Consider the following 23659-nt stretch of genomic DNA (forward strand, 5'->3'; position numbering starts at 1 on the left):
AATATAGACTAAAAACTATGCCATTTATTTATCAACGATTAAAATTTCTATACGACGATTGGCTTTTCGTTCCTCTTCATTTTTTTCTGGAATGGGAAAAATAGGTTGCGCTGCATCGAAGCTTTTATAACTTAATCTCGATTTATCAATTCCGTTTACCACTAAATATTCAATGGTTCCCACACAACGTTTTAAAGCAATTTCTTCTTTATCTTTTCCGGGCGTACAACAAATATGACCGTGAATTTCTATCTTTAATTTCGGATTATCTTTCAATGCTTTTAATAATTCTTCCCGTGGTTTGTAGGATTCTGGATATAAAATATCCGTTCTGTCGTAAAAAAATAAATTTTTAAGTACTAATTTATCGCCTTTTTTAGATTTAGAAATACGTGTCCCTAAACTTTCTTCTGGAACAACTTTTGGTGGCGCTATTTTTTCAATTTTAAAATGAATTTCTACTTTTCTGTTTAAATCTAAATCTTTCAATTGATTAAAGTTTTCTCCTTTAGATTTCACTTCAAACACAGAATTAAAAGAAGACAATCGAATTAAACTTGAAACAAAATTAGCTCTTGCTAATGCTAATGAATCGTTATATTTATTAGAAGAACGCAAATCGCAAAAACCAATAACTTTCTGAATTTTTAAATCTTTTGTTTTCATAAATTCATTGAATTTAACCATTTCTTTTTGGCTAAGCTCACTCGAATTGGTATCAAAATAAAGTGTCATCTTTTTTTGTGAAAAAGAAGATAGGCAAAAAATAGAAAATAAACTTATAATTAATGATTTCATAAAATCGTACTTTTTAATATAACTTAAAACTACCAAAATTATTGTAAAAAAAATGCTTGTTATTTCTAACAAGCATTTTCAAATCTAAACAAATATTATTTAATAAAAAATAATTCTCTATATTTTGTTAATGGCCAAATTCCATTATCAACTAAAAGCTCTAATTTATCGCAGTGTTCACGAATTACTTCAAAATATGGTTTTACTTTATTACAATAAGCAGCTGCCATTTTTTCAGTAGAATCTAAATTATTTGCTTTTTTGCGTTCTTCAATCATTTCGTCAATATTACGGTTGATGCCTTCAATATGTGCTGAAATTTCTTTGATTAACTCAATTTGCTCCTTTGCAATTTTTGTAAAATCTTTTTCAAAAATATCTTTTAAACCTTTTACGTTTTCAATTAACGTGTTTTGATATTTAATAGCTGTTGGAATAACGTGATTACGAGCTATATCACCTAAAACTCTTCCTTCAATTTGAATTTTCTTTGTGTATTCTTCTAATTCAATTTCGTAACGTGATTCTACTTCTATATGATTCATTACGCCTAATTCGGCAAATAAGTCAAATGCTTTTTTAGAAACTTTAGCTTTTAAGGCTTCTGGAGTAGTTTTATGATTACTTAATCCGCGTTTTTTAGCTTCTTTTTCCCAAGCATCGCTATATCCGTCACCTTCAAACAAAATGGCTTTTGTTCCTTTGATGTATTCTCTTAACGTATTGAAAATTGCTTCGTCTTTCTTTAAATCTTTCGTTTCAATTAAAACATCAACTTCTTTTTTGAAGTCGATTAATTGTTTCGCAACAATTGAATTTAAAGTAGTCATTGAAACCGCACAGTTAGCTGTTGAACCCACCGCTCTGAATTCAAATTTATTTCCTGTAAACGCAAATGGTGACGTTCTGTTTCTATCTGTATTATCTAATAAAACATCTGGCAATTTACCAACCACGTTTAATTTTAAATCTGTTTTTTCTTCTGGAGATAATTTTCCTTTCGTAACACCTTCTAATTCAGCTAATACTTTTGTTAATTGTTGACCAATAAACACAGAAATAATTGCAGGTGGCGCTTCGTTTGCTCCTAAACGGTGGTCGTTACTTGCAGATGCAATTGACGCTCTTAATAATTCTTCGTAATCGTGAACCGCTTTAATTGTATTGATAAAAAACGTTAAGAACATTAAATTACTCATTGGCGTTTTTCCTGGAGCTAATAAATTAATTCCAGTATCTGTTGCTAAAGACCAGTTGTTATGTTTACCCGAACCATTTACACCTTTAAAAGGTTTTTCGTGAAACAATACTTTAAAATCGTGTCTTTCTGCTACTTTTTCCATCACATCCATTAATAAGGAGTTATGGTCTACAGCTAAATTGGTTTCTTCAAAAATTGGAGCCAATTCAAATTGTCCTGGCGCTACTTCATTATGACGCGTTTTAACTGGAATACCCAATAACATACATTCGTATTCTAATTCTCTCATATATTGTAAAACACGAGTTGGAATAGAACCAAAATAATGGTCGTCTAATTGTTGTCCTTTTGAAGACGTGTGTCCTAATAAAGTTCTACCAGTAGCAATAATATCAGGTCTTGTAGCTGCTAAAGCAGAATCAATTAAGAAATATTCTTGTTCCCAACCTAAAGTTGGTGTAATTTTTTTAACGTTTTTATCGAAATATTTAGCTACTTCTGTAGCAGCAGTATCAATCGCACTTAATGCTCTTAATAAAGGTGTTTTATTATCTAAAGCTTCCCCTGTATACGATACGAAAACAGTAGGAATACATAAAGTACTTCCAAAAATAAACGCAGGAGATGTTGGATCCCAAGCTGTATAACCACGAGCTTCAAATGTATTTCTAATTCCACCATTAGGAAATGATGAAGCATCTGGTTCTTGTTGAACCAATTGAGTTCCACCAAATTTTTCTACTGGATCTGAACCGTCCATTGATGTTTCGAAAAAAGCATCGTGTTTTTCAGCCGTTGTTCCAGTTAATGGTTGGAACCAGTGTGTATAATGTGTTACGCCTTTTGATAAAGCCCACTCTTTCATTCCCATTGCTACATAATCCGCAATTTTACGATCGATTTTTGTTCCTAATTCAATAGCGCTTTTAACTGCTTTATAAGCATCTGGTGTTAAAAATTGACGCATAGATTTGTCATTGAATACATTAGAAGCAAAAATTTCTGATTTTCTTGCTGTTTCTTCAAAAGAAACTGGTTTTCTACTTGTAGCTTTATCTAAAGCTTGGAAACGAAGTGTAGCCATAAAGTTAGGTTTTAAAATTAATTTCTAAATTTTACACTGCAAAAGTATAAAATATTTACAAATAAAAAAACTTACCCCCTAAAATTTTAGGGGTAGATTAAAAATATTTTAATTTTCAATATATTTTAAAGAAAAAACCAGGGGTTAGACTAACAAAAACCTAAAATCATATTTTTAATCTGTGTGAAGCTAAAAATTTCTGAATTTTAATTTATATTTGCTAAAAATTAATAATTATGACAGTTTGGATTATTTTTCTTATTGCAATTTCTATATTTTTAGCACTTGATTTAGGTGTTTTTAATAAAAACCCGCATATAATTAGTAGTAAAGAAGCCTCTAAATGGACTATTTTGTGGGTAACATTATCGTTTATGTTTTCTGGTGTGGTCTATCTTTTATACAGCGGAGGTCACATTGAAAACCCAACTAATTTAAAACCAACAGACGCCTCATTAAAGTTCATTACAGGATATTTAATTGAGCTTTCCTTAAGTGCTGATAATATATTTGTAATAGCCATAATTTTTTCATCCTTTAAAATTCCACAAAAATACCAACACAGAGTTTTATTTTGGGGAATCATAGGCGCTATTGTTTTTAGAGGTTTAATGATTTTTTTAGGCGTGGCACTTATTAATCGATTTGATTGGATTATCTATGTATTTGGTGCTTTCTTAATTTTTACGGCTATGAAAATGCTTTTTAGTAAAGAGGAAGAAGAATTTGATCCAAAAGATTCTAAAATATATAAGTTAATTGGGAAAATATTTCCTGTTCATACCGAAATTGAAGGACAGAAATTTTTTATTAAAAAAGAGAACATCAACTATGTAACACCTTTATTTATTGCATTAATTGTGATTGAAGTTATGGACGTTATTTTTGCCTTAGACAGTGTTCCTGCAATTTTAGCTATTACATCAGATCCTTTTTTAGTATTCAGTTCTAATATTTTTGCAATTTTAGGATTGCGTTCGATGTATTTCTTCTTAGCGAATATGATTGAAAAATTCAGTTATATTGAATACAGTTTAATTGCGATTTTAACTTTCGTTGGTGTAAAAATGTTATTGATTCATCATTTTCCAGAATTTTTCCCAGAATGGTTATCATTAGCATTTATTGCATTATCAATTACAATTGGGGTTGTAGTTTCTTTACAAAAAAATAAAGAATAAAATTCGTAATTCGAAATACAACAATTTTTAAAAACACTTGAAACTCAAAAATGAAAATATATACTAAAACAGGTGACACCGGCACTACTGCCCTTTTCGGAGGAACAAGAGTACCAAAAGACCATATCCGAATTGAAAGTTACGGTACAGTTGACGAGTTAAATTCACATATCGGATTAATTCGTGATCAAGACTTCAACGCACATTATAAAGATATTTTAATTGAAATTCAAGACAGATTATTTACTGTCGGTGCTATATTAGCCACGCCACCTGAAAAAGAAGTATTAAAAAACGGGGAAAAACGTTTACAAAACTTAGGCATAATTGAAAGTGATATCGAATTGCTTGAAAATGAAATTGATGCTATGGAAGAAGCATTGCCTCCGATGACGCATTTTGTTTTACCTGGCGGACATACGACCGTGTCATATTGTCATATAGCGCGTTGTGTATGTAGAAGAGCCGAGCGTTTAGCCGTGCATTTAGACCATAACGAACCCGTTGCAGAGATTGCAATTAAATATTTAAACCGACTTTCTGACTATTTATTTGTATTGGCACGAAAGTTGTCTTATGATTTAAACGCTGAAGAAGTAAAGTGGATTCCTAGAAAATAAGTTTTAGAAATCCCAAAAATATAAATTCCAAATCCCAAAAAAAAGAACACGTTTTAAATAATTAAATATTTGAATTTTAACTATTTGGAATTTGTTTTTTATGTTTTGGAATTTAAGAAAATTAAGTTCTTAAAATTTATTAAAAAAATAACTCAAAAAAAACTTGTCTTTTTAACTAATAAATTTATTTTTGCATTAAACTAAAAAATCTAAATAAGATGTATTGGACGTTAGAATTGGCATCATATTTAAGTGATGCGCCATGGCCTGCTACAAAAGACGAATTAATTGACTACGCCATCAGAGCTGGAGCACCATTAGAAGTGGTAGAAAACTTACAGTCTATAGAGGATGAAGGTGAAATTTATGAGTCGATGGAAGAAATTTGGCCAGATTATCCTACAGATGAAGATTATCTTTGGAACGAGGATGAATATTAAAAAATAAATAGCCTATTAAAAAGTCTCTTCGGTGAGGCTTTTTTTTTGGTTATCTTTACAAATGAATACAACCGTAAGGTAAAACATATATAAAATAAAGATTATGAGTATTGTAAATTCGATATTAAAAATATTTGTAGGTGATAAATCTGCTAATGATATCAAAGCCATTCAACCTATCGTAAATAAGATTAATTCTTATCAAGAAGCTTTAAAATCAATTTCACACGATGAATTAAGAGCAAAAACGGTTTTATTTAAAGATAAAATCAATCAGACTCGTGCTGAAAAAGATGCTAAAATTGAAGCGTTAAAATCGGAAGCAGAAAACACAATTGATGTTGATGCAAGAGAAACTATTTATGCTGAAATTGATAAATTAGAAAATGAAGCGTACGATATTTCAGAAAAAACACTAAATGAAATCTTACCAGAAGCGTTTGCTGTTTTAAGAGAAACGGCTCGTCGATTTAAAGAAAATACTTCAATTACGGTTACTGCTACTGCAAAAGATAGAGAACTTTCTGCAACAAAACCTTATATTACCATTGTTGGAGAAGAAGTAAATTGGGCAAATTCTTGGGATGCTGCAGGAAAACCAATCACTTGGGATATGATACATTATGATGTGCAATTAATGGGTGGTATTGTTTTACATCAAGGTAAAATTGCCGAAATGCAAACCGGAGAAGGTAAAACATTAGTAGCAACACTTGCGCTTTACTTAAACGCACTTACAGGAAATGGAGTGCATTTAGTTACTGTAAATGACTATTTAGCGAAACGTGATAGTACTTGGAAAGCGCCTTTATTTGAATTCCACGGTTTAACTGTAGATTGTATTGACAATCACCAACCAAATACTGAAGCAAGAAGAAAAGCATATAATGCCGATATTACTTATGGTACGAATAACGAATTTGGTTTCGATTATTTACGTGATAATATGGCGAATTCACCAGAAGATTTAGTACAAAGAAAACACAACTACGCCATTGTAGATGAGGTCGATTCAGTATTAGTTGATGATGCAAGAACTCCTTTAATTATTTCTGGACCTGTTGAAGATGGAGACCGACACGAGTTTTTAGAATTAAAACCAAAAGTGGAAAATCTTTTCAATTTACAAAAGCGTATTGCAACAGATTGTTTAACCGAAGCAAAACGATTAATTAAAGAAGGAAATGTTAAAGATGGTGGTTTTCAATTATTAAGAACCTATCGTGCGTATCCTAAAAACAAAGCATTAATTAAGTTTTTATCGGAAGAAGGAATCAAACAAATTCTTCAAAAAACAGAAAATGCTCATATGCAAGACAATAATAGAGAAATGCCTAAAGTAGATGAGGCGCTTTACTTTGTTATTGAAGAAAAAAACAATCAAGTAGAATTAACTGATAATGGAATTAAATTTTTATCGCAAGATACCGATGAGAATTTCTTCGTATTACCGGATATTTCTACTGGAATTTCAGCTATCGAAAAACAAAATTTAGATAAAGATGCTGAAGCAGAATTAAAAGAAGATTTATACAGAGAATTTTCTGTAAAATCAGAAAGAATTCATACGTTAACGCAATTATTAAAAGCATATGCTGTTTTCGAAAAAGATACAGAATATGTAATAATGGACAACAAAGTAATGATTGTTGACGAATCGACAGGTCGTATTATGGATGGTCGTCGTTATTCTGATGGTTTACACCAAGCTATTGAAGCGAAAGAAAACGTAAAAATCGAAGCAGCCACTCAAACTTTTGCGACAGTTACTTTGCAAAATTACTTCCGTATGTACAGCAAATTAGCAGGTATGACGGGAACAGCCATTACAGAAGAAGGCGAATTTAATGAAATTTATAAATTAGATGTTGTTGAAATCCCAACAAACAAACCGATGTCTCGTATTGATAGAGAAGATTTAATTTATCGTTCGGTTCGTGAAAAATTCAATGCAGTTATTGAAGATGTAGTAGAACTTTCAAATGCTGGAAGACCCGTGTTAATTGGAACCACTTCAGTAGAAATTTCAGAATTATTAAGTAGAATGCTTAAAATGCGTGGTATCAATCATAATGTATTGAATGCGAAAATGCATAAAAGCGAGGCTGAAATTGTAGCTGAAGCTGGAAAACCAGGCGTGGTAACTATTGCAACAAATATGGCTGGTCGTGGAACGGATATTAAATTATCACCAGAAGTAAAAGCAGCTGGTGGTTTAGCCATTATAGGAACAGAACGTCATGATTCTCGTCGTGTAGACCGTCAGTTACGTGGACGTGCTGGTCGTCAAGGTGATGTAGGAAGTTCACAATTTTATGTTTCTTTGGAAGATAACTTAATGCGTTTATTCGGATCTGAAAGAGTCGCAAAAGTTATGGATAGAATGGGATTAAAAGAAGGTGAAGTGATTCAACATTCTATGATGACAAAATCTATCGAACGTGCACAGAAAAAAGTAGAAGAAAACAACTTTGGAACTCGTAAACGTTTATTAGAATATGATGATGTAATGAATTCACAACGTGAAGTGGTGTACAAACGTCGTCGTCATGCCTTACAAGGTGAGCGTTTAAAAGTAGATATCGTAAACATGATTTATGATACTTGTGAAGTCATTGTAGAAAACAACAAAATTGTAAATGATTTTAAAAACTTCGAATTTCAATTAATACGAACGTTTTCTATTACTGCTCCAGTAACAGAAGCTGAATTTGCAAAATTAAACGTACAACAAATTGTAGCAAAAACTTATAAAGCAGCGTATGCATATTACGATGAAAAAGTAGTTCGTGATGCCAAAGAAGCGTATCCAATAATTAAAGATGTTTACGAAAACAATAACGGACAATTTGAAAGAATTGTTGTGCCATTTTCGGATGGAATTAAAACCTTAAATGTAGTTACGAATTTAACAAAAGCTTACGAATCAGAAGGAAAATCGTTAATTACAGATTTCGAAAAAAACATCACATTAGCTATTGTAGACGAATCCTGGAAAAAACATTTACGTAAAATGGATGAAATGAAACAATCGGTTCAATTAGCGGTACACGAACAAAAAGACCCTTTATTAATTTATAAATTTGAAGCGTTTAAATTATTTAAAGCCATGATTGAGCAAGTGAATAAAGATGTGATTTCATTTTTATTTAAAGGAGAATTGCCTTCACAAAATGCCAATAACATTCAGGAAGCGAAACAAGTAACTAAAAAATCGAATTATACCGAATCAAAAGATACGTTAGATTCTGATGATTTAGCTCAAGCGAATAGAGAAGCTGGAAATCAAGCACAACAGCGCCCAACAGTAACTGAAACTATCGTTCGTGATCAACCAAAAATCAACAGAAACGACAACGTAACAATTAAAAATGTTATGAGTGGAAAAAGTGAAACTATGAAATACAAAAAAGCAGAAGCACTTTTAGCTTCTGGTGAGTATGTTTTAGTTTCTGAATAAACATCTAATTATAATTATAAAAAAATCCTTAATTTTTTATTAAGGATTTTTTTGTTTTAATACAGAAGAAATTACTTTAAAATAGCTTCAAAATTAGGTTTAAAATAATTTGGACCTTTCATTACCTTTCCGTCTTCACGATAAATAGGTTTTCCGTCTTCTCCTAATTTACTCATATTACTTCGCTGAATTTCATCAAAAACAGCTTCTATTTTATGCTGTAAACCATGTTCTAAAATTGTACCACATAAAATATATAACATATCGCCAAGTGCATCGGCAATTTCTACTATATCATTATTTTGTACAGCTTCTAAATATTCCTCGTTTTCTTCCTTCATTAATTCAAAACGAAGGTTGTTTTTCTGAGTTCCTAAATCGGCTTTCATTTCTTCACTTACACCTAATCCATAAGTAGTATGAAATAATTTTACTGCATTTAATTGTTTTTGCATAATATAAGTTTAAACATTAATTGAAATTTGATAATAATTTGTGGTAATCTTTTTTTTGATATTATTATGGTATAAAATTATATTTTAAAACTTGTAATCCTTAAATTTGAAAAAAAAATTATCAACATGTTTTCAAAAGGACAAACAGTATTTGCAATTTTATTTGCAATTTCTTTTATTACAATTATTGTTTTTATGTATTTAAAGGATAAAAAAATACATAAACAGCAATATAAAGGAGTGAAATGGATTGTTTTAGGTTTTTTACTTTTTATTTTATTCTTATTTTTAATTAAAGGTTACATAAAAGAATAATTTATTATATTTGATTTTAAATCCCCAAATAGATGAAAATATTAAAATATTTATCGCTTTTATTCCTATTATTCCTTTTGGCTTTTGTAGTTTTTGTTGCCACACAACCTGCTACTTATGAAATTACAAAACAAAAAGAAATAAATACACCAAGTAATTCTGTGTTTGAATATGTAAACGATTTTTCTAATTGGAATGATTGGCAACAATTCAATACAGAAGAAAATTTTAATTTTACCACTTCTCAAAATACTATTGGAAAAAAATCGTATGTAAAATGGGATTCTGAAAATGCTATTATTACCACTTTTGCTCAAAAAGATTCCATATCGCAACTCTTTATTCAAAACGATAACAAGCAAACATTGCATTGGAAATTCAAGAAATTGGGAAACAATACGTTAGCATCCGTAACTATTAAAGGCGATTTATCATTTACAGAAAAAATATATTCTGTATTGAATGGAGGAATTACTAGTTATGTAGGTCCTCAGATACAAGAAAGTTTAAATAAAATTAACAACTATTTTGTAAGTGAATTAGGTGAATATGATATTAAAGTAGACGGATTGGTGAACAGACCTGCAATTAATTATTTAGAACAAAAAGATTCTTGTTTAGTTAAAGATTTTCCGAAAAAATCTAAAGCATTGCTAAAAACAATGAAGAATTTTATCAAATCAAATGATATCGAAACTTTAGAAGTGCCATTTGTAATGTTTCAGAATAATGAAAACCAAAACAAAATAGTTTATGCCATGTGCGTTCCAGTAAAAGAAAAAGTATTCACAACGCCAGATAGTCAAATTCAAGGTAAAAACTACAGCTCATTTTTAGCTATAAAAACCACATTAAAAGGTGATTATTCTCATATGAAAAAAGCGTGGTCAAAAACAAGAAATTACATTACAACTAAAAAATTCAAAGAAGACAAAAAAGGATTTTATATTGGGATTTACAAAAAATCTGTTCCTGAAGTAAACGAACCTTCAAAATGGGTGACAGAAATTTATATTCCCATCATAAAGAAAGAAGCAGCTCCAAAAAAAGTAATTGTAAAAGATAGTACTGAAACAGTAATTGCTGAAAAATTAGAGTAATTACTTACTCATTTCAATAGTAATCATATTATTAGTCATTTTCGGACCAAAGCTTTTTACTTTTGTTGTACATAATACGTATAAATTAGTATTAAAAACAGGTACAGTTGTTGTTGCATAACGGTTTAAAGTATCGCTTATTTTTATAGAATACCCTTTTTCTTCTGGAATAAAATTTGCTTTCAATTGCAATAAATATTGGTCTTCACAAATATTGTAAAACCATCTTTCTTCTGCATTTGCTAATGTAACTCTGTAATTTTTGGCAAAAGTTAAGGTTTTATCTTTATGAATTAAACTAAACTCGTTATTAGTATTTACCACTTCATTTCCTTGGCTATCAATTAAAGTAATCTGCAAATTATTTATAATTTTTTTGGTAGCGCTATCTATTGGATTAGCTACCAAATAGGTAGTGAAATCAAAACCACAATGCGGCAAGCCATCTTGAGAAAAGCCAAGGGTTGAAAATAAGATAAATACTAAAAATTTCTTCATATAAAAACAAGTCGCAAATTACGAACCAAAATTAAAATTGTGGTGTAGTTAAATAAGCATATATTTTTTCGCGTTGCAAATCAGTAAGTTTGGTGTTTTTTTGCATACGAATAACTATCGGTTTCCATTGTTCGGCAGTAAAACTTTCTTTTTCATATAAGCTATGACAATCGGCACAACTTGTGGTGTATAAATTTTTACCTTCAGCAATAACTTCAGCTGTTATTTCTAACTTTTCAGCTGCAATTTCTTTAACAACCGGAACTTCCTCTGTTACAACAACTTTTTTTGGTGCACAGCCTACTACAACTGATAAAACCACTAATCCAATTAATACGCTTGATTTCATTATTTCATTTTTAGATTTTCAAATATAAAAAAAATCCGTAACGATTTGGTATCGAAACGGATTTTATATATTATTTTTTTACTTAATTCTTACTGATTACTAAAAACTGAATACTGCCTACTCTTATTTCACATCCATTAATTCAACGTCAAATACCAAAGTAGCATCTGGTGGAATTACGCCTCCAGCACCAGTACTTCCATATCCTAAATACGATGGAATTACAAAACGAGCTTTATCACCTACTTGTAACAAGGCAATACCTTCATCCCATCCTTCAATAACTTGTCCCACTCCTAATTGAAAATCAATAGGCTGTTTTCTTTTATATGATGAATCAAAAACTTGACCGTTTTCTAAAGCACCTTGATAGTGAACAGAAACTTTTTTACCTTTTTCTGCTTGTTTACCACTACCCTTTTGGATAATTTGATAACGTAAGCCGCTTTCTGTTTTTGAAAATCCAGCTGCTAATTTTTCCATCGCCGCTTCAGCAGCTTGTTTTTGTTCTAAAATTCTTTTTTCACGAGAACCTTCAAATGTTCTAAATACTTCAATAGCATTCCATTTTTCTGCTTCGGCTCCCACTCTAATAATTTCAATTGAATCTAAAGCGTCATTTCCAGCCACTGCATCAACAACATCTTGTCCTTCCACAACATGACCAAAAACAGTATGCTTACCATCTAACCAATTGGTTGGAACATGTGTAATAAAAAATTGTGAACCATTAGTTCCAGGTCCAGCATTCGCCATAGATAAAACTCCAGGCTTATCATGTTTTAATTCTGGATGAAATTCATCATCAAATTGGTAACCTGGTCCACCCGTTCCTTGACCTTGTGGGCAACCACCTTGAATCATAAAGTCTGGAATTACTCTATGAAATTTCAAGCCATTATAATATGGCGTCCCCATTGGTTTTGCTTTGTTTTCTAATTGCCCTTCAGCCAAACCAACAAAGTTTCCAACCGTTCCAGGCGTTTTATCGTGAGTTAACTTTACTAAAATTGAACCTTTTGCTGTATTAAATTTAGCGTAAATTCCGTCTTGCATTGCTTTTGATTTTAAATTAAAGTGCAAATTTACTACTTTTTTGAGTATATTTGATTGGTTTTTAAGCAAAATTATATCAACATGAAATCAATATTTAACCCAACAAACAATCAAGAAATTATTTTAAGAATCAATTCATTATCTTCAGATTCTAAAGCATTATGGGGAAAAATGAGTGTAGACCAAATGCTAAAACATTGTAATGATGCCGTTTTAGTAGCTTTTAATGAGAAAGAACTTAGGATTCCATTTATTTGGAAAATTTTAGCACCTATGATGAAAAACATGATTCTAAAAAAGCCACAATTTGACAAGAACAGTCCAACTGCCAAAGAATTTAAATACGATACTAATTTCGATTTTGAAACCATTAAGAATGAATTAATTACTAATTTTTCTCGTTTTCAAGCTGGTTTTGATGCTATAAGTTGTAAAAAACACCCTTTTTGGGGCTATATGACTGCAGATGAATGGAATAATTTACATTGGAAACATATTGATCATCATTTACGACAATTTGGGGTTTAAATTAATTGTTTCAAGTTTCAGGTTTCAGGTTTTTGTTGTTTATCTTTGCAACTTGAAACCTGAAACAAAGAAAACAAAATCATCATGCGCGTAGATATCATAACTGTTTTACCAGAATTAATTAGAAGTCCTTTTGAAGGTTCGATGATGAAAAGAGCCATTGATAAAGACTTGGTGGAAGTCCATTTTCATAATTTACGCGATTATAGTACGAACAAGCAAAAAAGCGTTGACGATTATCAATTCGGCGGTGGCGCTGGAATGGTGATGAATATTCAACCTATTGACGATTGCATTTCCAAACTAAAAAGCGAACGCGATTACGACGAAATCATTTATATGACACCAGACGGAGAAACGCTAAACCAAAAAATGGCGAATTCTATGTCGATGTTAGGAAATTTAATTATTTTATGTGGGCATTATAAAGGCGTTGACCAACGTGTTCGCGATATGCATATTACTAAAGAAATTTCAATAGGCGATTATGTTTTATCAGGTGGTGAATTAGGTGCAGTAATTTTATGCGATGCCTTATTTCGATTGATTCCTGGAGTTTTGAATGATGAAACCTCTGCCCTAACGGATAGTTTTCAAGATAATTTATTGTCACCACCAATTTACACTCGACCTGCAGAATATAAAGGGATGAAAATTCCAGATATTTTGTTAAGCGGTAACTTTCCAGAAATTGAAAAATGGCGCGAACAAAAAGCCTACGAACACACATTAGCCAGACGACCAGATTTATTGGAAGAATAATCTTATTTACGATTTTAGATATACAATATACGAAAAATTCCGAGCAAAACTCGGGATTTTTTATAAATAACAATTCGTAAATTTAAAATCGCAAATCGTAAATTACATATACATTTTAGTACGTAATTCTTTAATTTTATCGTCTTCTAAATATTCATCAAACGTCATGTAACGGTCTATAACACCATTTGGCGTAATTTCTAAAATTCTATTTCCAACAGTTTGAGCAAATTCATGGTCATGTGTTGTTAATAAAATAGACCCTTTAAAATTGTTTAACGAGTTATTGAATGCAGTAATAGATTCTAAGTCTAAGTGATTGGTAGGTTCATCTAACATTAATACATTGGCACGAATCATCATCATTCGAGACAACATACAACGTACTTTTTCGCCTCCAGAAAGTACATTACATTTTTTTAAGGCTTCTTCTCCTGAGAAAATCATTTTTCCTAAAAAACCACGAACATACACTTCATCGCGTTCTTCTTCTGTTTTTACCCATTGGCGTAACCAATCTACTAAATTTAAATCAACACCATCAAAAAAGCTATGATTTTCAACTGGTAAATAGGATTGCGTGGTCGTAATTCCCCAATCAAACGTTCCTGAATCTTGTTTTTTTAAACCATTTAAAATATCATAAAAAGCGGTTGTTGCACGGGAATCTTTAGAGAAAACCACAATTTTATCGCCTTTTGCCATATTCAAATGTACATCTTTAAATAAAACGTCTCCGTCTTGAGATGCTGCTAAATTTTGAATATTTAATATTTGGTCACCCGCTTCACGTTCGGTTTCAAAAATAATGGCTGGATATCTTCTACTTGATGGCTTAATTTCATCTAAGTTTAATTTTTCAATCATTTTTTTACGAGAAGTAGCTTGTTTAGATTTGGCTACATTGGCACTAAAACGACGAATGAACTCTTCTAATTCTGCTTTTTTCTCTTCTGCCTTTTTGTTTTGTTGTGCTTTCTGACGCGCCGCTAATTGACTACTTTCGTACCAAAAAGTATAATTTCCTGAATAATGTGTGATTTTCGCAAAATCAATATCAGAAATATGTGTACAAACCGCATCTAAAAAGTGACGGTCATGCGAAACTACTAATACCGTATTTTCATAATTTGCTAAGAAATTTTCTAACCAACCAATGGTTTCAAAATCCAAATCATTGGTAGGCTCATCCATAATCAACACATCAGGATTGCCAAATAAAGCTTGAGCTAACAACACACGAACTTTTAATTTTCCGTCCATTTCGCCCATCAAAGTATAATGATATTCTGCTTCAATTTCTAAATTTGATAATAAAGTAGCCGCGTCACTTTCTGCATTCCAACCATTCATTTCGTCAAATTGCAATTGCAACTCGCCTATTCTATCTGCATTTTTATCATCATAATCAGCATACAATGCATCCATTTCAGATTTTACGGCATGTAATGTTTTATTTCCAATCAATACCGTATCTAAAACCGTAAATTCATCAAACATGTTGTGATTTTGATTTAAAACCGACATACGTTTTCCTGGTTCTAAAATCACTCTTCCTGAAGTAGGATCCAATTCACCAGCTATGATTTTTAAGAAGGTTGATTTTCCAGCACCGTTAGCGCCAATAATCCCATAACAGTTTCCTTGTGTGAAAGAGGTATTAACTTCATCGAATAAAATTCTTTTACCAAATTGTACCGATAAATTTGAAATTGTAAGCATGTATTTTTATTTTAATTTGTTGCAAAATTAGCAAAAACCAACGAGTTTTCACAGTTTTATTTTAATATTCTATTTGGAATTTTTAACGCTACATTAACACCTAAACTATTTAAAAACAAATACATTTGTTATTATGTTTAAATAAAACTATGCAAAAAAAATACAATTTCATTAAATTTATTGTTTTCGTTATCCTTACTTCCACTTTTATATCTTGTAAAGATGGTTTTATGGGTGAAAATTATATTGCCTATTTTGGTGGAGAAATTGAAAATCCGAAAAATAATTTTGTGGTGTTTATGAAAAACAATAAAGTTGTGGATACTTTTTATTTAGATAAAAACAACCGGTTTTTTCATAAATTCGATTCGTTAACGCCAGGTTTATATAGTTTTAAACACGATCCAGAATATCAATATGTGTTTTTTGATAAAAACGATAGTTTGATGATTCGATTAAACAGTAATGATTTTGATACTACTTTAATGTTTTGCGGACGTGGCGATGAAAAAAATAATTTTATGATGGAATTGTTTTTAAAAGACATGAATTTAAAAAACAACTTGTTTGATGTATATGAAAAATCTGAAAAAATATTTTCAAAATATATAGATTCTTCCAATCAAAATATTACAAATTTATACCACAAAAGAAAATCATTTATCAAATGGTCTGAAGAATTTGATGAAGTAGCAAAAGCAAATATTCAATTGAATTACGCATACAAAAAAGAAGTTTTCCCAATTGTACACGAATTTAAAACAGGTGAAAACATCAAAAACAGTTTGCCAAAATCATACTATAATTACAGAAAAAAAATTGATGTAAATCAAGCAAATCTGTTATACTATTCGCCGTTTATTAATTATATGACTAGCATGTTAAACAATGTTGTATTAACAAATACTAAAGGTTATTTAGACGACATGAGTTTAGAAAACAATATTAAAAAACTTGAAATTGCTGATACTTTAATTAAAAACAAACATGTAAAAAACTTGGTTGTGAATAATATTGCCAACATGTATTTGCTTTCTGATCAATGTTCCGTTAATAATGGTAAATTTTTTACTTTATATTCGAAAATGGTTTCCGATCAAAAAATGAAAGTTAAAGTCATGGAAACGGCAAGTAACATTCAGAAATTAAGAAATAATAATGTGTTACCAGAAATTAGTGTGTTAGACACAAATAATAAAAAAGTTCAGCTTAGTGAATTAATTACTAAAAAAACAATTATTTATTTTTGGACGAAACAATCCGAATCACATTCTTTTTATTCTCACAAAAAAGTAGATGAACTTAAAGCAAAGTATCCAGACATTCAATTTATTGCCATAAATATTAATAACACTCAAGAAGATTGGTTAAAAGAAATTAAAGAAAAAAAATATTCCAATTCCATAGAATTAAGAGCCATAGATTTTGAAGAATTACAAAATAAATGGGTAATTAATAAAGTATACCGAACCCTAATTATAAATAAAAATGGTACTATAAACAATGCTTTTGTAAGCTTGTTTGATGCCAATTTCGAAAGTTATTTACAATAAAAATTAGTAAAAAAACTCCATAAAAAAGGCGTCCAGATAAATCTGGACGCCTTTTTTATATCTAAAATACTATTTATTTCCTTTTTCGAAATCAGCTACAAACTGAGCAATTCCTAAATCAGTAAGTGGGTGTTTTAATAATCCAGTAATTGAAGATAAAGGTCCTGTCATTACATCAGCACCAATTTTAGCACAATTAACAACATGCATAGTGTGACGAACAGAAGCCGCTAAAATTTGAGTTTCAAAGCTATAGTTGTCATAAATTTGACGAATTTCATCAATTAAATTTAAACCATCTGTTGAAATATCATCTAAGCGACCTAAAAATGGAGAACAATATGTTGCTCCAGCTTTAGCAGCCAATAAAGCTTGACCCGCTGAAAATATTAAAGTAACATTGGTTTTTATGCCTCTATCTGAAAAATATTTACACGCTTTAATTCCTTCTTTAGTCATTGGTAATTTTACTACGATTTGTTCGTGTAAATCAGCCAACTCTTCACCTTCTTTTATCATTCCTTCAAAATCTAAGGCATTTACTTCTGCACTTACATCGCCATCTACAAGATTACAAATGTCTACATAATGTTTTAAGATATTGTTTTTTCCTGTAATACCTTCTTTAGCCATTAATGACGGATTTGTAGTTACACCATCAAGAATGCCTAATGCTTGTGCTTCTGCAATGTCTTTTAAATTTGCTGTGTCAATAAAAAATTTCATGTTTTTTGAATTTAAATTTGTTGTGTGTTGTTTGTGCGTACAAAAGTAGGAAATTGAAATACAATATTCTATTTCTTTTTAGAGATTCTACTTTTTGATTTTATAATTTGTAATGATTCATTAAGATTTTTTCATACATTTTATCAGGTAAGATACGCTTTAAAACAATAGAAAATTTTTGCATAAAAGCGCCTACTTTATAATGAATACGAGGATTTTTAGTTTCAATAATTTTGTGTATTGCTACAGCCATTTCTAAAGGATTACTTCCACCAGAAACATGTTCATTCATCATATTAAGTTGGTTTTGATATACCGTTTCATAAGCAGAACCTTGTTGCACTGGAGCGTGAAATCTTCTGGAAGCAATTTCGGTAGCAAAATCTCCTGGAGCCACATTGGTAATATAAATTCCAAAGGATTTAGTTTCCATTCGTAACGATTCGGTAATTAATTCTAAAGCGCCTTTTGACGAGGAATAAACGCTTCTAAAAGGCAATCCCATATAACCCGCTATGGAAGTAATATTAATAATCAGACCACTTTTTTGAAGACGCATTTGGGGTAAAACGGCCTTCATGGTTTCGATAGGTCCAAAAACATTGGTTTCAAAGTTGTTCTTAATTTCTTCTAATGGAATTTCTTCAAGAGGACCCGTAATTCCTACCCCAGCATTATTAATTAACACATCTATTCTGCCTTCTAATTCTATAATTTTAGCAATACATGCTTTAATAGAATCCGAATTCCTAACATCTAAATCAATTAATTTTATTTTTGAATGACTTATTGAAGAAGCAGTTCTACTTGTACCATAAACAATATACTCTTTATCTAATAAGAATTCGCCTATTGCTTTTCCAATTCCTGAAGAACCACCAGTGATAAGTATTACTTTTTTCATTAAATTGTATAAAAGATGTAAAGAAAAAACAAAATAAAAGTAGAAACAAATATTAGTGTATTTAAAAAATAAATGACAAATAATTTCAATATACTTTTCATCCAACTTTCTTTATAAAAAAGGAAATATGCCTTTATGAAAATTACATTTAAAAATATAAATATAAATATTCCAAAATAGCCATGAATTTCATAACCAAACAAACCATAGATTTGATTTAATAACGCAGTTAGACTAGAAATCAACAAAAAAGAAGCGAAGTAATGAAACGTAAAAATACCATGATCAAAATACCACCATTTCTTCTTATTGTGCGTAAGCCAAAGCGTAAACGCAAAAAAGGGCATTATTAAAAACAACCATTTAGGTAAATTTTGTAAGCCTTTATGTAAAGCCTGAAACATAATTTGTGTAGGCGTATATTTTTCCTCTAATTTATTAAATTTTTCATCTAAATAATTTACATTAACTTCTTGTTTTTCAGAAATTTTTTTAATCTTTCTTGACTCTTTATTTTTGGTTTCAATTATTAATTCTGATTGTGTACCTTTTAAGTATTCATTTTCAATTTCTTTAAAAGTAAAAGAATTAAAAATAATAAACGAAATTATATTAATAAATATGAACAAGCGAACAGGAGCCATAAAGGCTAATCTTTTACCTGACAAATAAGTTAAAGTCAGTTTTTCGGGTTGAAATAGTAAATATTTTATTGCTTTCCAAAAACTGGAATCATAATGTATTAAATCTTCTAAAAAATGGGTAAACAAATAATGAAAGGATTTTTTAGTTTCTGTATTTTCTTGCCCACATGAAGGACAAAACCGCACAGTAACAGAATTGCCACAATTTTGGCAAGTAGTATCTTCTCTTAATTTTCCGTGACTCATTTAATATAATTTAATGTGGTAAAATTAAATAAAAAAAAGTGCATACAAAAGTTTGTATGCACTAAAAAAATTAATCAAAAAAGTTTATTATTTTTTTTCCGTTTTTTTAGAATCACATGAAGCTTCTTTTTTGTTTGATTCTCCACAACATTTTTTTCCATTTACAGAACATGATTTTTCTGTTTTTACTTTCTTCTTTTGTTTAGGTTCTTGAGCATTTGTAGCAGCTGTAAATAAAAAAACTACTGACATTGTTAAAAATAAATTTTTCATTTGTTTAAATTTTAATTGTTATTATTATTTGTTGTTAATTGATAATTATTTTTTTAGTGCAATAAAATTTATTGTCTAAAATAAATGTAATAAACTGAATTTTATCTGAAGTATTTACTAAATTAAAAGTCATAGTGTTTTCGCCTTCGTGCATTCCGTCAATTTCTCCTTCATCTAGTAATTGACCATTTACATTTGTAACAAAATAATCTAAAGTTGCTAAATAAGGCAAATTAAATTGAACAGAAACCGAATTATCATTTGTTGGGTTTGGAGAAACTGTAAATGAAAAAACATTTTTACCATCAATACTAATTTGTCCCAAGGACGCATTTTTAATTAATTTTACTTCATATATTGTTGCGCCAGCACTTGTTGTATTGGTTTGATTATTTGTAAACGGATTTTGAGTTGGACTATCAATTCCACCATATATATGCCCAATAACAAATTCATTAGCTACAATATCATTTAATTTAATCACTTCGTTTGAATAATGTGGTAACGTTTTATTTGGAATAAATTCTGCCCCTGCCCCTTTAAAATTAGGCATTTCAACATCTAACTTATATTCAGACAAATCACCATTTGCAGCACGTGTTGTTCTACTAATGGTTTTTACAAAAGGCACATTATTATCTTGTACCAAAGTAGTTCCGTTATAATAATACTGGCTAATTCCACCAAAAAACAAATTGTGCATTTTAGTAGTGGCACTATCAAATAATCCAACTTTTGCACTATGATAATTGCTTAAATATTGATTGAACTGTGTTTGTGGAAAATAGCCACTTGCTTTTATATCTACAGGGTATAAAAAAGGTAAATTTGCATTAATTTGAAACACACCAGATGAAATAGTATAACCTTCCTCTCCATTTGGAAATACTTGAGGCACTAAATTATAATCACGTCGATGTAAATGAACCGCATCTTCTACAAAAGAATAATTAGCATAACTTAGTTGTGTTCCAAAATTATCAATTGTAAATTTTTGTACTTTATTTACATAATTTTGTACAAAAGTTGGATTATTCATGGGATTGTATCTTCCTGTAAATACCTGACCTCCTACCAGATAAAAATTATTACCAATTTTTCCCAATTGTCCACCAGTATTTTGAAATATTGGATTGGCTAATTGTTTAAAATTTGTGGTTATTGGTGTACCGTTAATAATCGAATCAATTAAATTGGGTACATTAATACTTGTTAATTTATCAAAAGTTACGTGATCATCCAAAGAGGTTGAATATGCATAACCACCTATTACATACAACGAATTTCCATCTTGGTAAAAGTTGAAATTTGTAGCTTGTAATTGCTCTTTTAAACCTGTTGTCAAAGTTTCTAAGGAAACGGACCAAGTTTGTTGTGTAGCAATATCTACTACATAAATCAGATTGTTATTCTGAGAATTAGGAAACGCATTAAAAGGTTGTCTGGCATGAACCCCATCTTTTCTTCCACCAATAATTAACCACTTTCCGTTATGTTGCGCAAAAGCATACGAATGCAATCCAGGTAAAGTAGAAATTGTAATTGGAGTTATTTGTACATTATAATCAAATGTACTTTGTGCCATACTTTCTTTACAGAAAAGAAAGACTAATAAAATTATATATTTTTTCATTTATAAATACTATTACGTTATTCTGCTAATATCTAAAAACAGATAAAGCAGTAAAATAATTAAACTGAGATATTTATGAAATGATTTTTGGAGGTTGCCAAATAGTATTTTGATACTTAGATATAAGATTTTTATGATAAAATATCTTTTCTTTTTTGTAAGTAATTACAAAACTTTGAGGGATAGCTGAATATATTTTAGTTGTAATATAACTTACTGGAGTAAAATTTAAACTCATAATAATCTTACCTTTTTCGCAACCATCATTATTTTCAAAATTACTTTTGTCACAAGAAGATTGACAACCTTCACTAAATTGTATTTTTACTACTCGAACAGATGGAAGCGCCATCAATACGAACAAATAAAAACAAAAAAGTACGGTTACTATTCTCATGTAATTACAATATTTTGCTAGGACACATAAAATCGGTTTTAGGAATATTGGTTTTCGAAATGGCATTAAAACCACCTTCAATTTCTGAAAAGTTTCTATAACCACGAGCTTGTAAAATAGAAGCCGCAATCATACTACGGTAGCCACCAGCACAATGCATAAAAAAATGTTCGTTTGGATTGATGTCTTTCACCCAATCATTAATATAAGCTAAAGGTTTACTGTAAGCGTCTTCAATATGTTCAGCTTCGTATTCACTTTCTCTTCTAATATCTACTACTTTACTTTCGCCAATTTTTACTTCATTTTCAAATTGAGCTGCGGTAATTCTGTTTACAGTATCCACATCAAATCCAGCTGATTTCCAGGCTTCAAAACCACCTTTTAAATGACCTAAAACAGCGTCGAAACCTACTCGAGATAATCGTGTAACAGTTTCTTCTTCTTTACCAAAATCAGTAACTAATACTATCGGTTGATTGACATTAGCTATTAAAGCACCAACCCAAGGCGCAAAATCACCACTAATTCCAATATTTATGGATTGAGGTACAAACCCTTTCGAAAAATCTGACGCATTTCTGGTATCTAAAATCAAAGCACCACTGTCTTCAACAAGTTGTTCAAAGTCGGCAACATCAATAGCGTTTTTTCCATTATTTAAAACTGTTGAAAAAGAAGGAATTCCTTTTTTATTCATAGCTACATTCATACCAAAATAAGCAGGTGGAGGCAATAAACCATCTGTAACTTCTTTTATAAATTCTGCTTCGGTCATATTGGCACGAAGTGCATAATTTTGTTGTTTTTGTTCGCCAATGGTGGAAACCGTCTCTTTGCTCATATTTTTACCGCAAGCGGAACCCGCTCCATGTGCTGGATAAACAACTACATCATCTGCTAAAGTCATAACTTTATTTCGTAAAGAGTGAAATAATATTCCAGCTAACTGTTCTTGCGTCATGGATGCTGATTTTTGGGCCAAGTCTGGTCGCCCAACATCGCCAATAAATAACGTGTCACCAGAAAACAATGCGGTATCTTTTCCGTTTTCATCTATCAATAAATAGCACGTACTTTCCATGGTATGACCAGGCGTATGTAGTACTTTTATTTTAATATTTCCAACTTCAAAAATAGCACCATCCGTTGCAGAAATAATATCAAATTCTGGTTTAGCATTAGGTCCGTATACAATTTTCGCACCCGTTTGAGTACTTAAATCCAAATGACCTGAAACAAAATCAGCATGAAAATGGGTTTCAAAAATATACTTTAGTTTTACATTATCCGCCGACAACCTATCCATATAAGGAGCCGTTTCTCGTAACGGATCAATTATAGCTGCTTCGCCATTTGAAGTGATGTAATAGGCACCTTGCGCCAAACAACCTGTATAAATTTGTTCTATTTTCATATATTAATTATTTTTTTAAATGGAAATTGAAATCATTTTCATTTAAATACGATACAAATTTAGTAGTAATTTTTAAATAAAATTGTGATAATTATCATAAGATTATTTTTAATCGAAAAATTCATCGTCACTATGAAAAAATGCGGTTAACCAAATAATTCTTGATAAACGCATAATCCAAGGTTGCAATAGAATTAAAAAGAAAATATTAACTGGCAACCACCAAAAAATTTCTTTATTTTGAAGTGTATAACCTGTTACATAAACCCAAATAGCAAAAGTAATTAACGAAAAACC

At 30.4% G+C, this 23659-nt stretch carries 22 protein-coding genes and 1 pseudogene; 8 read left to right on the plus strand and 15 right to left on the minus strand.

The genetic code is table 11. The features are described 5' to 3' along the window. Positions 1–24: 24 nt before the first annotated feature. Positions 25–735, minus strand: coding sequence for an OmpA family protein (locus ACIQ16_RS05760; RefSeq protein ID WP_396149513.1), 711 nt, complete (start codon positions 733–735; stop codon positions 25–27). A 158-nt stretch (positions 736–893) separates the two neighbouring features. After that, entirely contained in the window at positions 894–3083 is a 2190-nt protein-coding gene (locus ACIQ16_RS05765) for a glutamine synthetase III (RefSeq protein WP_396149515.1), read from the minus strand. A gap of 236 nt (positions 3084–3319) precedes the next feature. Here ACIQ16_RS05765 and ACIQ16_RS05770 point away from each other — a divergent pair, with 236 nt between their 5' ends. From ACIQ16_RS05770 to secA, 4 genes are all read left to right on the plus strand, one after another. Further along, positions 3320–4264 carry a TerC family protein gene (locus ACIQ16_RS05770; RefSeq protein WP_396149517.1) on the plus strand — a complete coding sequence of 315 codons (945 nt, stop codon included), beginning with the start codon at positions 3320–3322 and terminating at the stop codon, positions 4262–4264. A 50-nt stretch (positions 4265–4314) separates the two neighbouring features. Further along, positions 4315–4884, plus strand: coding sequence for a cob(I)yrinic acid a,c-diamide adenosyltransferase (locus tag ACIQ16_RS05775; protein WP_396149519.1), 570 nt, complete (start codon positions 4315–4317; stop codon positions 4882–4884). A 218-nt stretch (positions 4885–5102) separates the two neighbouring features. Further along, positions 5103–5324: a DUF2795 domain-containing protein gene (locus ACIQ16_RS05780; RefSeq protein ID WP_022828503.1), complete on the plus strand. Its 222-nt coding sequence runs from the start codon at positions 5103–5105 to the stop codon at positions 5322–5324. Between the two features lie 103 nt (positions 5325–5427). Beyond that, positions 5428–8784, plus strand: a complete 3357-nt coding sequence (secA, locus tag ACIQ16_RS05785) for a preprotein translocase subunit SecA (protein ID WP_396149522.1) — start codon at positions 5428–5430, stop codon at positions 8782–8784. A gap of 71 nt (positions 8785–8855) precedes the next feature. On the opposite strand, the gene ACIQ16_RS05790 is transcribed toward secA, so the two are convergent. Next, complete coding sequence (locus ACIQ16_RS05790; RefSeq protein WP_396149524.1) at positions 8856–9239, minus strand: hypothetical protein; 384 nt, start codon at positions 9237–9239, stop codon at positions 8856–8858. A gap of 347 nt (positions 9240–9586) precedes the next feature. Here ACIQ16_RS05790 and ACIQ16_RS05795 point away from each other — a divergent pair, with 347 nt between their 5' ends. Beyond that, positions 9587–10654, plus strand: coding sequence for a GyrI-like domain-containing protein (locus ACIQ16_RS05795; RefSeq protein ID WP_396149526.1), 1068 nt, complete (start codon positions 9587–9589; stop codon positions 10652–10654). On the opposite strand, the gene ACIQ16_RS05800 is transcribed toward ACIQ16_RS05795, so the two are convergent. The 3 genes from ACIQ16_RS05800 to ACIQ16_RS05810 all read right to left on the minus strand — a co-directional run bounded on the left by ACIQ16_RS05800 (position 10655) and on the right by ACIQ16_RS05810 (position 12557). Further along, entirely contained in the window at positions 10655–11152 is a 498-nt protein-coding gene (locus ACIQ16_RS05800) for a hypothetical protein (RefSeq protein ID WP_396149528.1), read from the minus strand. A 31-nt stretch (positions 11153–11183) separates the two neighbouring features. Continuing rightward, positions 11184–11501, minus strand: coding sequence for a cytochrome c (locus ACIQ16_RS05805; RefSeq protein ID WP_396149530.1), 318 nt, complete (start codon positions 11499–11501; stop codon positions 11184–11186). 123 nt (positions 11502–11624) lie between these two features. Beyond that, positions 11625–12557 carry a peptidylprolyl isomerase gene (locus tag ACIQ16_RS05810; RefSeq protein ID WP_396149532.1) on the minus strand — a complete coding sequence of 311 codons (933 nt, stop codon included), beginning with the start codon at positions 12555–12557 and terminating at the stop codon, positions 11625–11627. Positions 12558–12638: 81 nt separating this feature from the next. On the opposite strand from ACIQ16_RS05810, the gene ACIQ16_RS05815 reads away from it, so the two are divergent. Together ACIQ16_RS05815 and trmD are read left to right on the plus strand one after the other, a co-directional pair. Continuing rightward, entirely contained in the window at positions 12639–13085 is a 447-nt protein-coding gene (locus ACIQ16_RS05815) for a DUF1569 domain-containing protein (RefSeq protein ID WP_396149534.1), read from the plus strand. An 84-nt stretch (positions 13086–13169) separates the two neighbouring features. Beyond that, a complete protein-coding gene (gene trmD, locus ACIQ16_RS05820; RefSeq protein WP_396149536.1) occupies positions 13170–13847 on the plus strand; it encodes a tRNA (guanosine(37)-N1)-methyltransferase TrmD in 678 nt (225 codons plus the stop codon). Positions 13848–13949: 102 nt separating this feature from the next. Here trmD and ACIQ16_RS05825 read toward each other — a convergent pair whose 3' ends face one another. Continuing rightward, positions 13950–15569: an ABC-F family ATP-binding cassette domain-containing protein gene (locus ACIQ16_RS05825; protein WP_396149538.1), complete on the minus strand. Its 1620-nt coding sequence runs from the start codon at positions 15567–15569 to the stop codon at positions 13950–13952. A gap of 149 nt (positions 15570–15718) precedes the next feature. Between ACIQ16_RS05825 and ACIQ16_RS05830 the strand changes: the two genes are divergently transcribed. Then, positions 15719–17122 carry a TlpA family protein disulfide reductase gene (locus tag ACIQ16_RS05830; protein WP_396149540.1) on the plus strand — a complete coding sequence of 468 codons (1404 nt, stop codon included), beginning with the start codon at positions 15719–15721 and terminating at the stop codon, positions 17120–17122. Between the two features lie 69 nt (positions 17123–17191). On the opposite strand, the gene fsa is transcribed toward ACIQ16_RS05830, so the two are convergent. The 8 genes and pseudogenes from fsa to ACIQ16_RS05870 form a co-directional block, all read right to left on the minus strand. Further along, positions 17192–17848: a fructose-6-phosphate aldolase gene (fsa, locus tag ACIQ16_RS05835; RefSeq protein ID WP_396149542.1), complete on the minus strand. Its 657-nt coding sequence runs from the start codon at positions 17846–17848 to the stop codon at positions 17192–17194. Positions 17849–17948: 100 nt separating this feature from the next. Then, positions 17949–18752, minus strand: coding sequence for an SDR family oxidoreductase (locus tag ACIQ16_RS05840; protein WP_396149544.1), 804 nt, complete (start codon positions 18750–18752; stop codon positions 17949–17951). Beyond that, complete coding sequence (locus ACIQ16_RS05845; RefSeq protein WP_396149546.1) at positions 18752–19642, minus strand: DUF3667 domain-containing protein; 891 nt, start codon at positions 19640–19642, stop codon at positions 18752–18754. The genes ACIQ16_RS05840 and ACIQ16_RS05845 overlap by 1 nt, the downstream gene beginning before the upstream one ends. A gap of 87 nt (positions 19643–19729) precedes the next feature. Beyond that, the gene (locus ACIQ16_RS05850; RefSeq protein WP_396149548.1) at positions 19730–19915 is read right to left on the minus strand and encodes a hypothetical protein; all 186 of its coding nucleotides are present in this window, start codon (positions 19913–19915) and stop codon (positions 19730–19732) included. Between the two features lie 34 nt (positions 19916–19949). After that, positions 19950–21548: a hypothetical protein gene (locus tag ACIQ16_RS05855; protein WP_396149550.1), complete on the minus strand. Its 1599-nt coding sequence runs from the start codon at positions 21546–21548 to the stop codon at positions 19950–19952. Between the two features lie 73 nt (positions 21549–21621). Then, positions 21622–21945, minus strand: coding sequence for a hypothetical protein (locus ACIQ16_RS05860; protein WP_396149552.1), 324 nt, complete (start codon positions 21943–21945; stop codon positions 21622–21624). 4 nt (positions 21946–21949) lie between these two features. Next, positions 21950–23362 carry a rhodanese-like domain-containing protein gene (locus ACIQ16_RS05865; protein ID WP_396149554.1) on the minus strand — a complete coding sequence of 471 codons (1413 nt, stop codon included), beginning with the start codon at positions 23360–23362 and terminating at the stop codon, positions 21950–21952. 108 nt (positions 23363–23470) lie between these two features. Beyond that, positions 23471–23659: pseudogene (locus ACIQ16_RS05870) on the minus strand (DUF983 domain-containing protein); the annotation flags it as partial.

Origin of the sequence: Flavobacterium sp. (assembly GCF_044360715.1) — a bacterium.
Classification (GTDB): domain Bacteria; phylum Bacteroidota; class Bacteroidia; order Flavobacteriales; family Flavobacteriaceae; genus Flavobacterium.

Coding starts and splice junctions, on each gene's coding strand:
- ACIQ16_RS05760 (WP_396149513.1), bottom strand. CDS start 735: ATGACACTTTATTTTGATACCAATTCGAGTGAGCTTAGCCAAAAAGAA.
- ACIQ16_RS05765 (WP_396149515.1), bottom strand. CDS start 3,083: ATGGCTACACTTCGTTTCCAAGCTTTAGATAAAGCTACAAGTAGAAAA.
- ACIQ16_RS05770 (WP_396149517.1), top strand. CDS start 3,320: ATGACAGTTTGGATTATTTTTCTTATTGCAATTTCTATATTTTTAGCA.
- ACIQ16_RS05775 (WP_396149519.1), top strand. CDS start 4,315: ATGAAAATATATACTAAAACAGGTGACACCGGCACTACTGCCCTTTTC.
- ACIQ16_RS05780 (WP_022828503.1), top strand. CDS start 5,103: ATGTATTGGACGTTAGAATTGGCATCATATTTAAGTGATGCGCCATGG.
- secA (WP_396149522.1), top strand. CDS start 5,428: ATGAGTATTGTAAATTCGATATTAAAAATATTTGTAGGTGATAAATCT.
- ACIQ16_RS05790 (WP_396149524.1), bottom strand. CDS start 9,239: ATGCAAAAACAATTAAATGCAGTAAAATTATTTCATACTACTTATGGA.
- ACIQ16_RS05795 (WP_396149526.1), top strand. CDS start 9,587: ATGAAAATATTAAAATATTTATCGCTTTTATTCCTATTATTCCTTTTG.
- ACIQ16_RS05800 (WP_396149528.1), bottom strand. CDS start 11,152: ATGAAGAAATTTTTAGTATTTATCTTATTTTCAACCCTTGGCTTTTCT.
- ACIQ16_RS05805 (WP_396149530.1), bottom strand. CDS start 11,501: ATGAAATCAAGCGTATTAATTGGATTAGTGGTTTTATCAGTTGTAGTA.
- ACIQ16_RS05810 (WP_396149532.1), bottom strand. CDS start 12,557: ATGCAAGACGGAATTTACGCTAAATTTAATACAGCAAAAGGTTCAATT.
- ACIQ16_RS05815 (WP_396149534.1), top strand. CDS start 12,639: ATGAAATCAATATTTAACCCAACAAACAATCAAGAAATTATTTTAAGA.
- trmD (WP_396149536.1), top strand. CDS start 13,170: ATGCGCGTAGATATCATAACTGTTTTACCAGAATTAATTAGAAGTCCT.
- ACIQ16_RS05825 (WP_396149538.1), bottom strand. CDS start 15,569: ATGCTTACAATTTCAAATTTATCGGTACAATTTGGTAAAAGAATTTTA.
- ACIQ16_RS05830 (WP_396149540.1), top strand. CDS start 15,719: ATGCAAAAAAAATACAATTTCATTAAATTTATTGTTTTCGTTATCCTT.
- fsa (WP_396149542.1), bottom strand. CDS start 17,848: ATGAAATTTTTTATTGACACAGCAAATTTAAAAGACATTGCAGAAGCA.
- ACIQ16_RS05840 (WP_396149544.1), bottom strand. CDS start 18,752: ATGAAAAAAGTAATACTTATCACTGGTGGTTCTTCAGGAATTGGAAAA.
- ACIQ16_RS05845 (WP_396149546.1), bottom strand. CDS start 19,642: ATGAGTCACGGAAAATTAAGAGAAGATACTACTTGCCAAAATTGTGGC.
- ACIQ16_RS05850 (WP_396149548.1), bottom strand. CDS start 19,915: ATGAAAAATTTATTTTTAACAATGTCAGTAGTTTTTTTATTTACAGCT.
- ACIQ16_RS05855 (WP_396149550.1), bottom strand. CDS start 21,548: ATGAAAAAATATATAATTTTATTAGTCTTTCTTTTCTGTAAAGAAAGT.
- ACIQ16_RS05860 (WP_396149552.1), bottom strand. CDS start 21,945: ATGAGAATAGTAACCGTACTTTTTTGTTTTTATTTGTTCGTATTGATG.
- ACIQ16_RS05865 (WP_396149554.1), bottom strand. CDS start 23,362: ATGAAAATAGAACAAATTTATACAGGTTGTTTGGCGCAAGGTGCCTAT.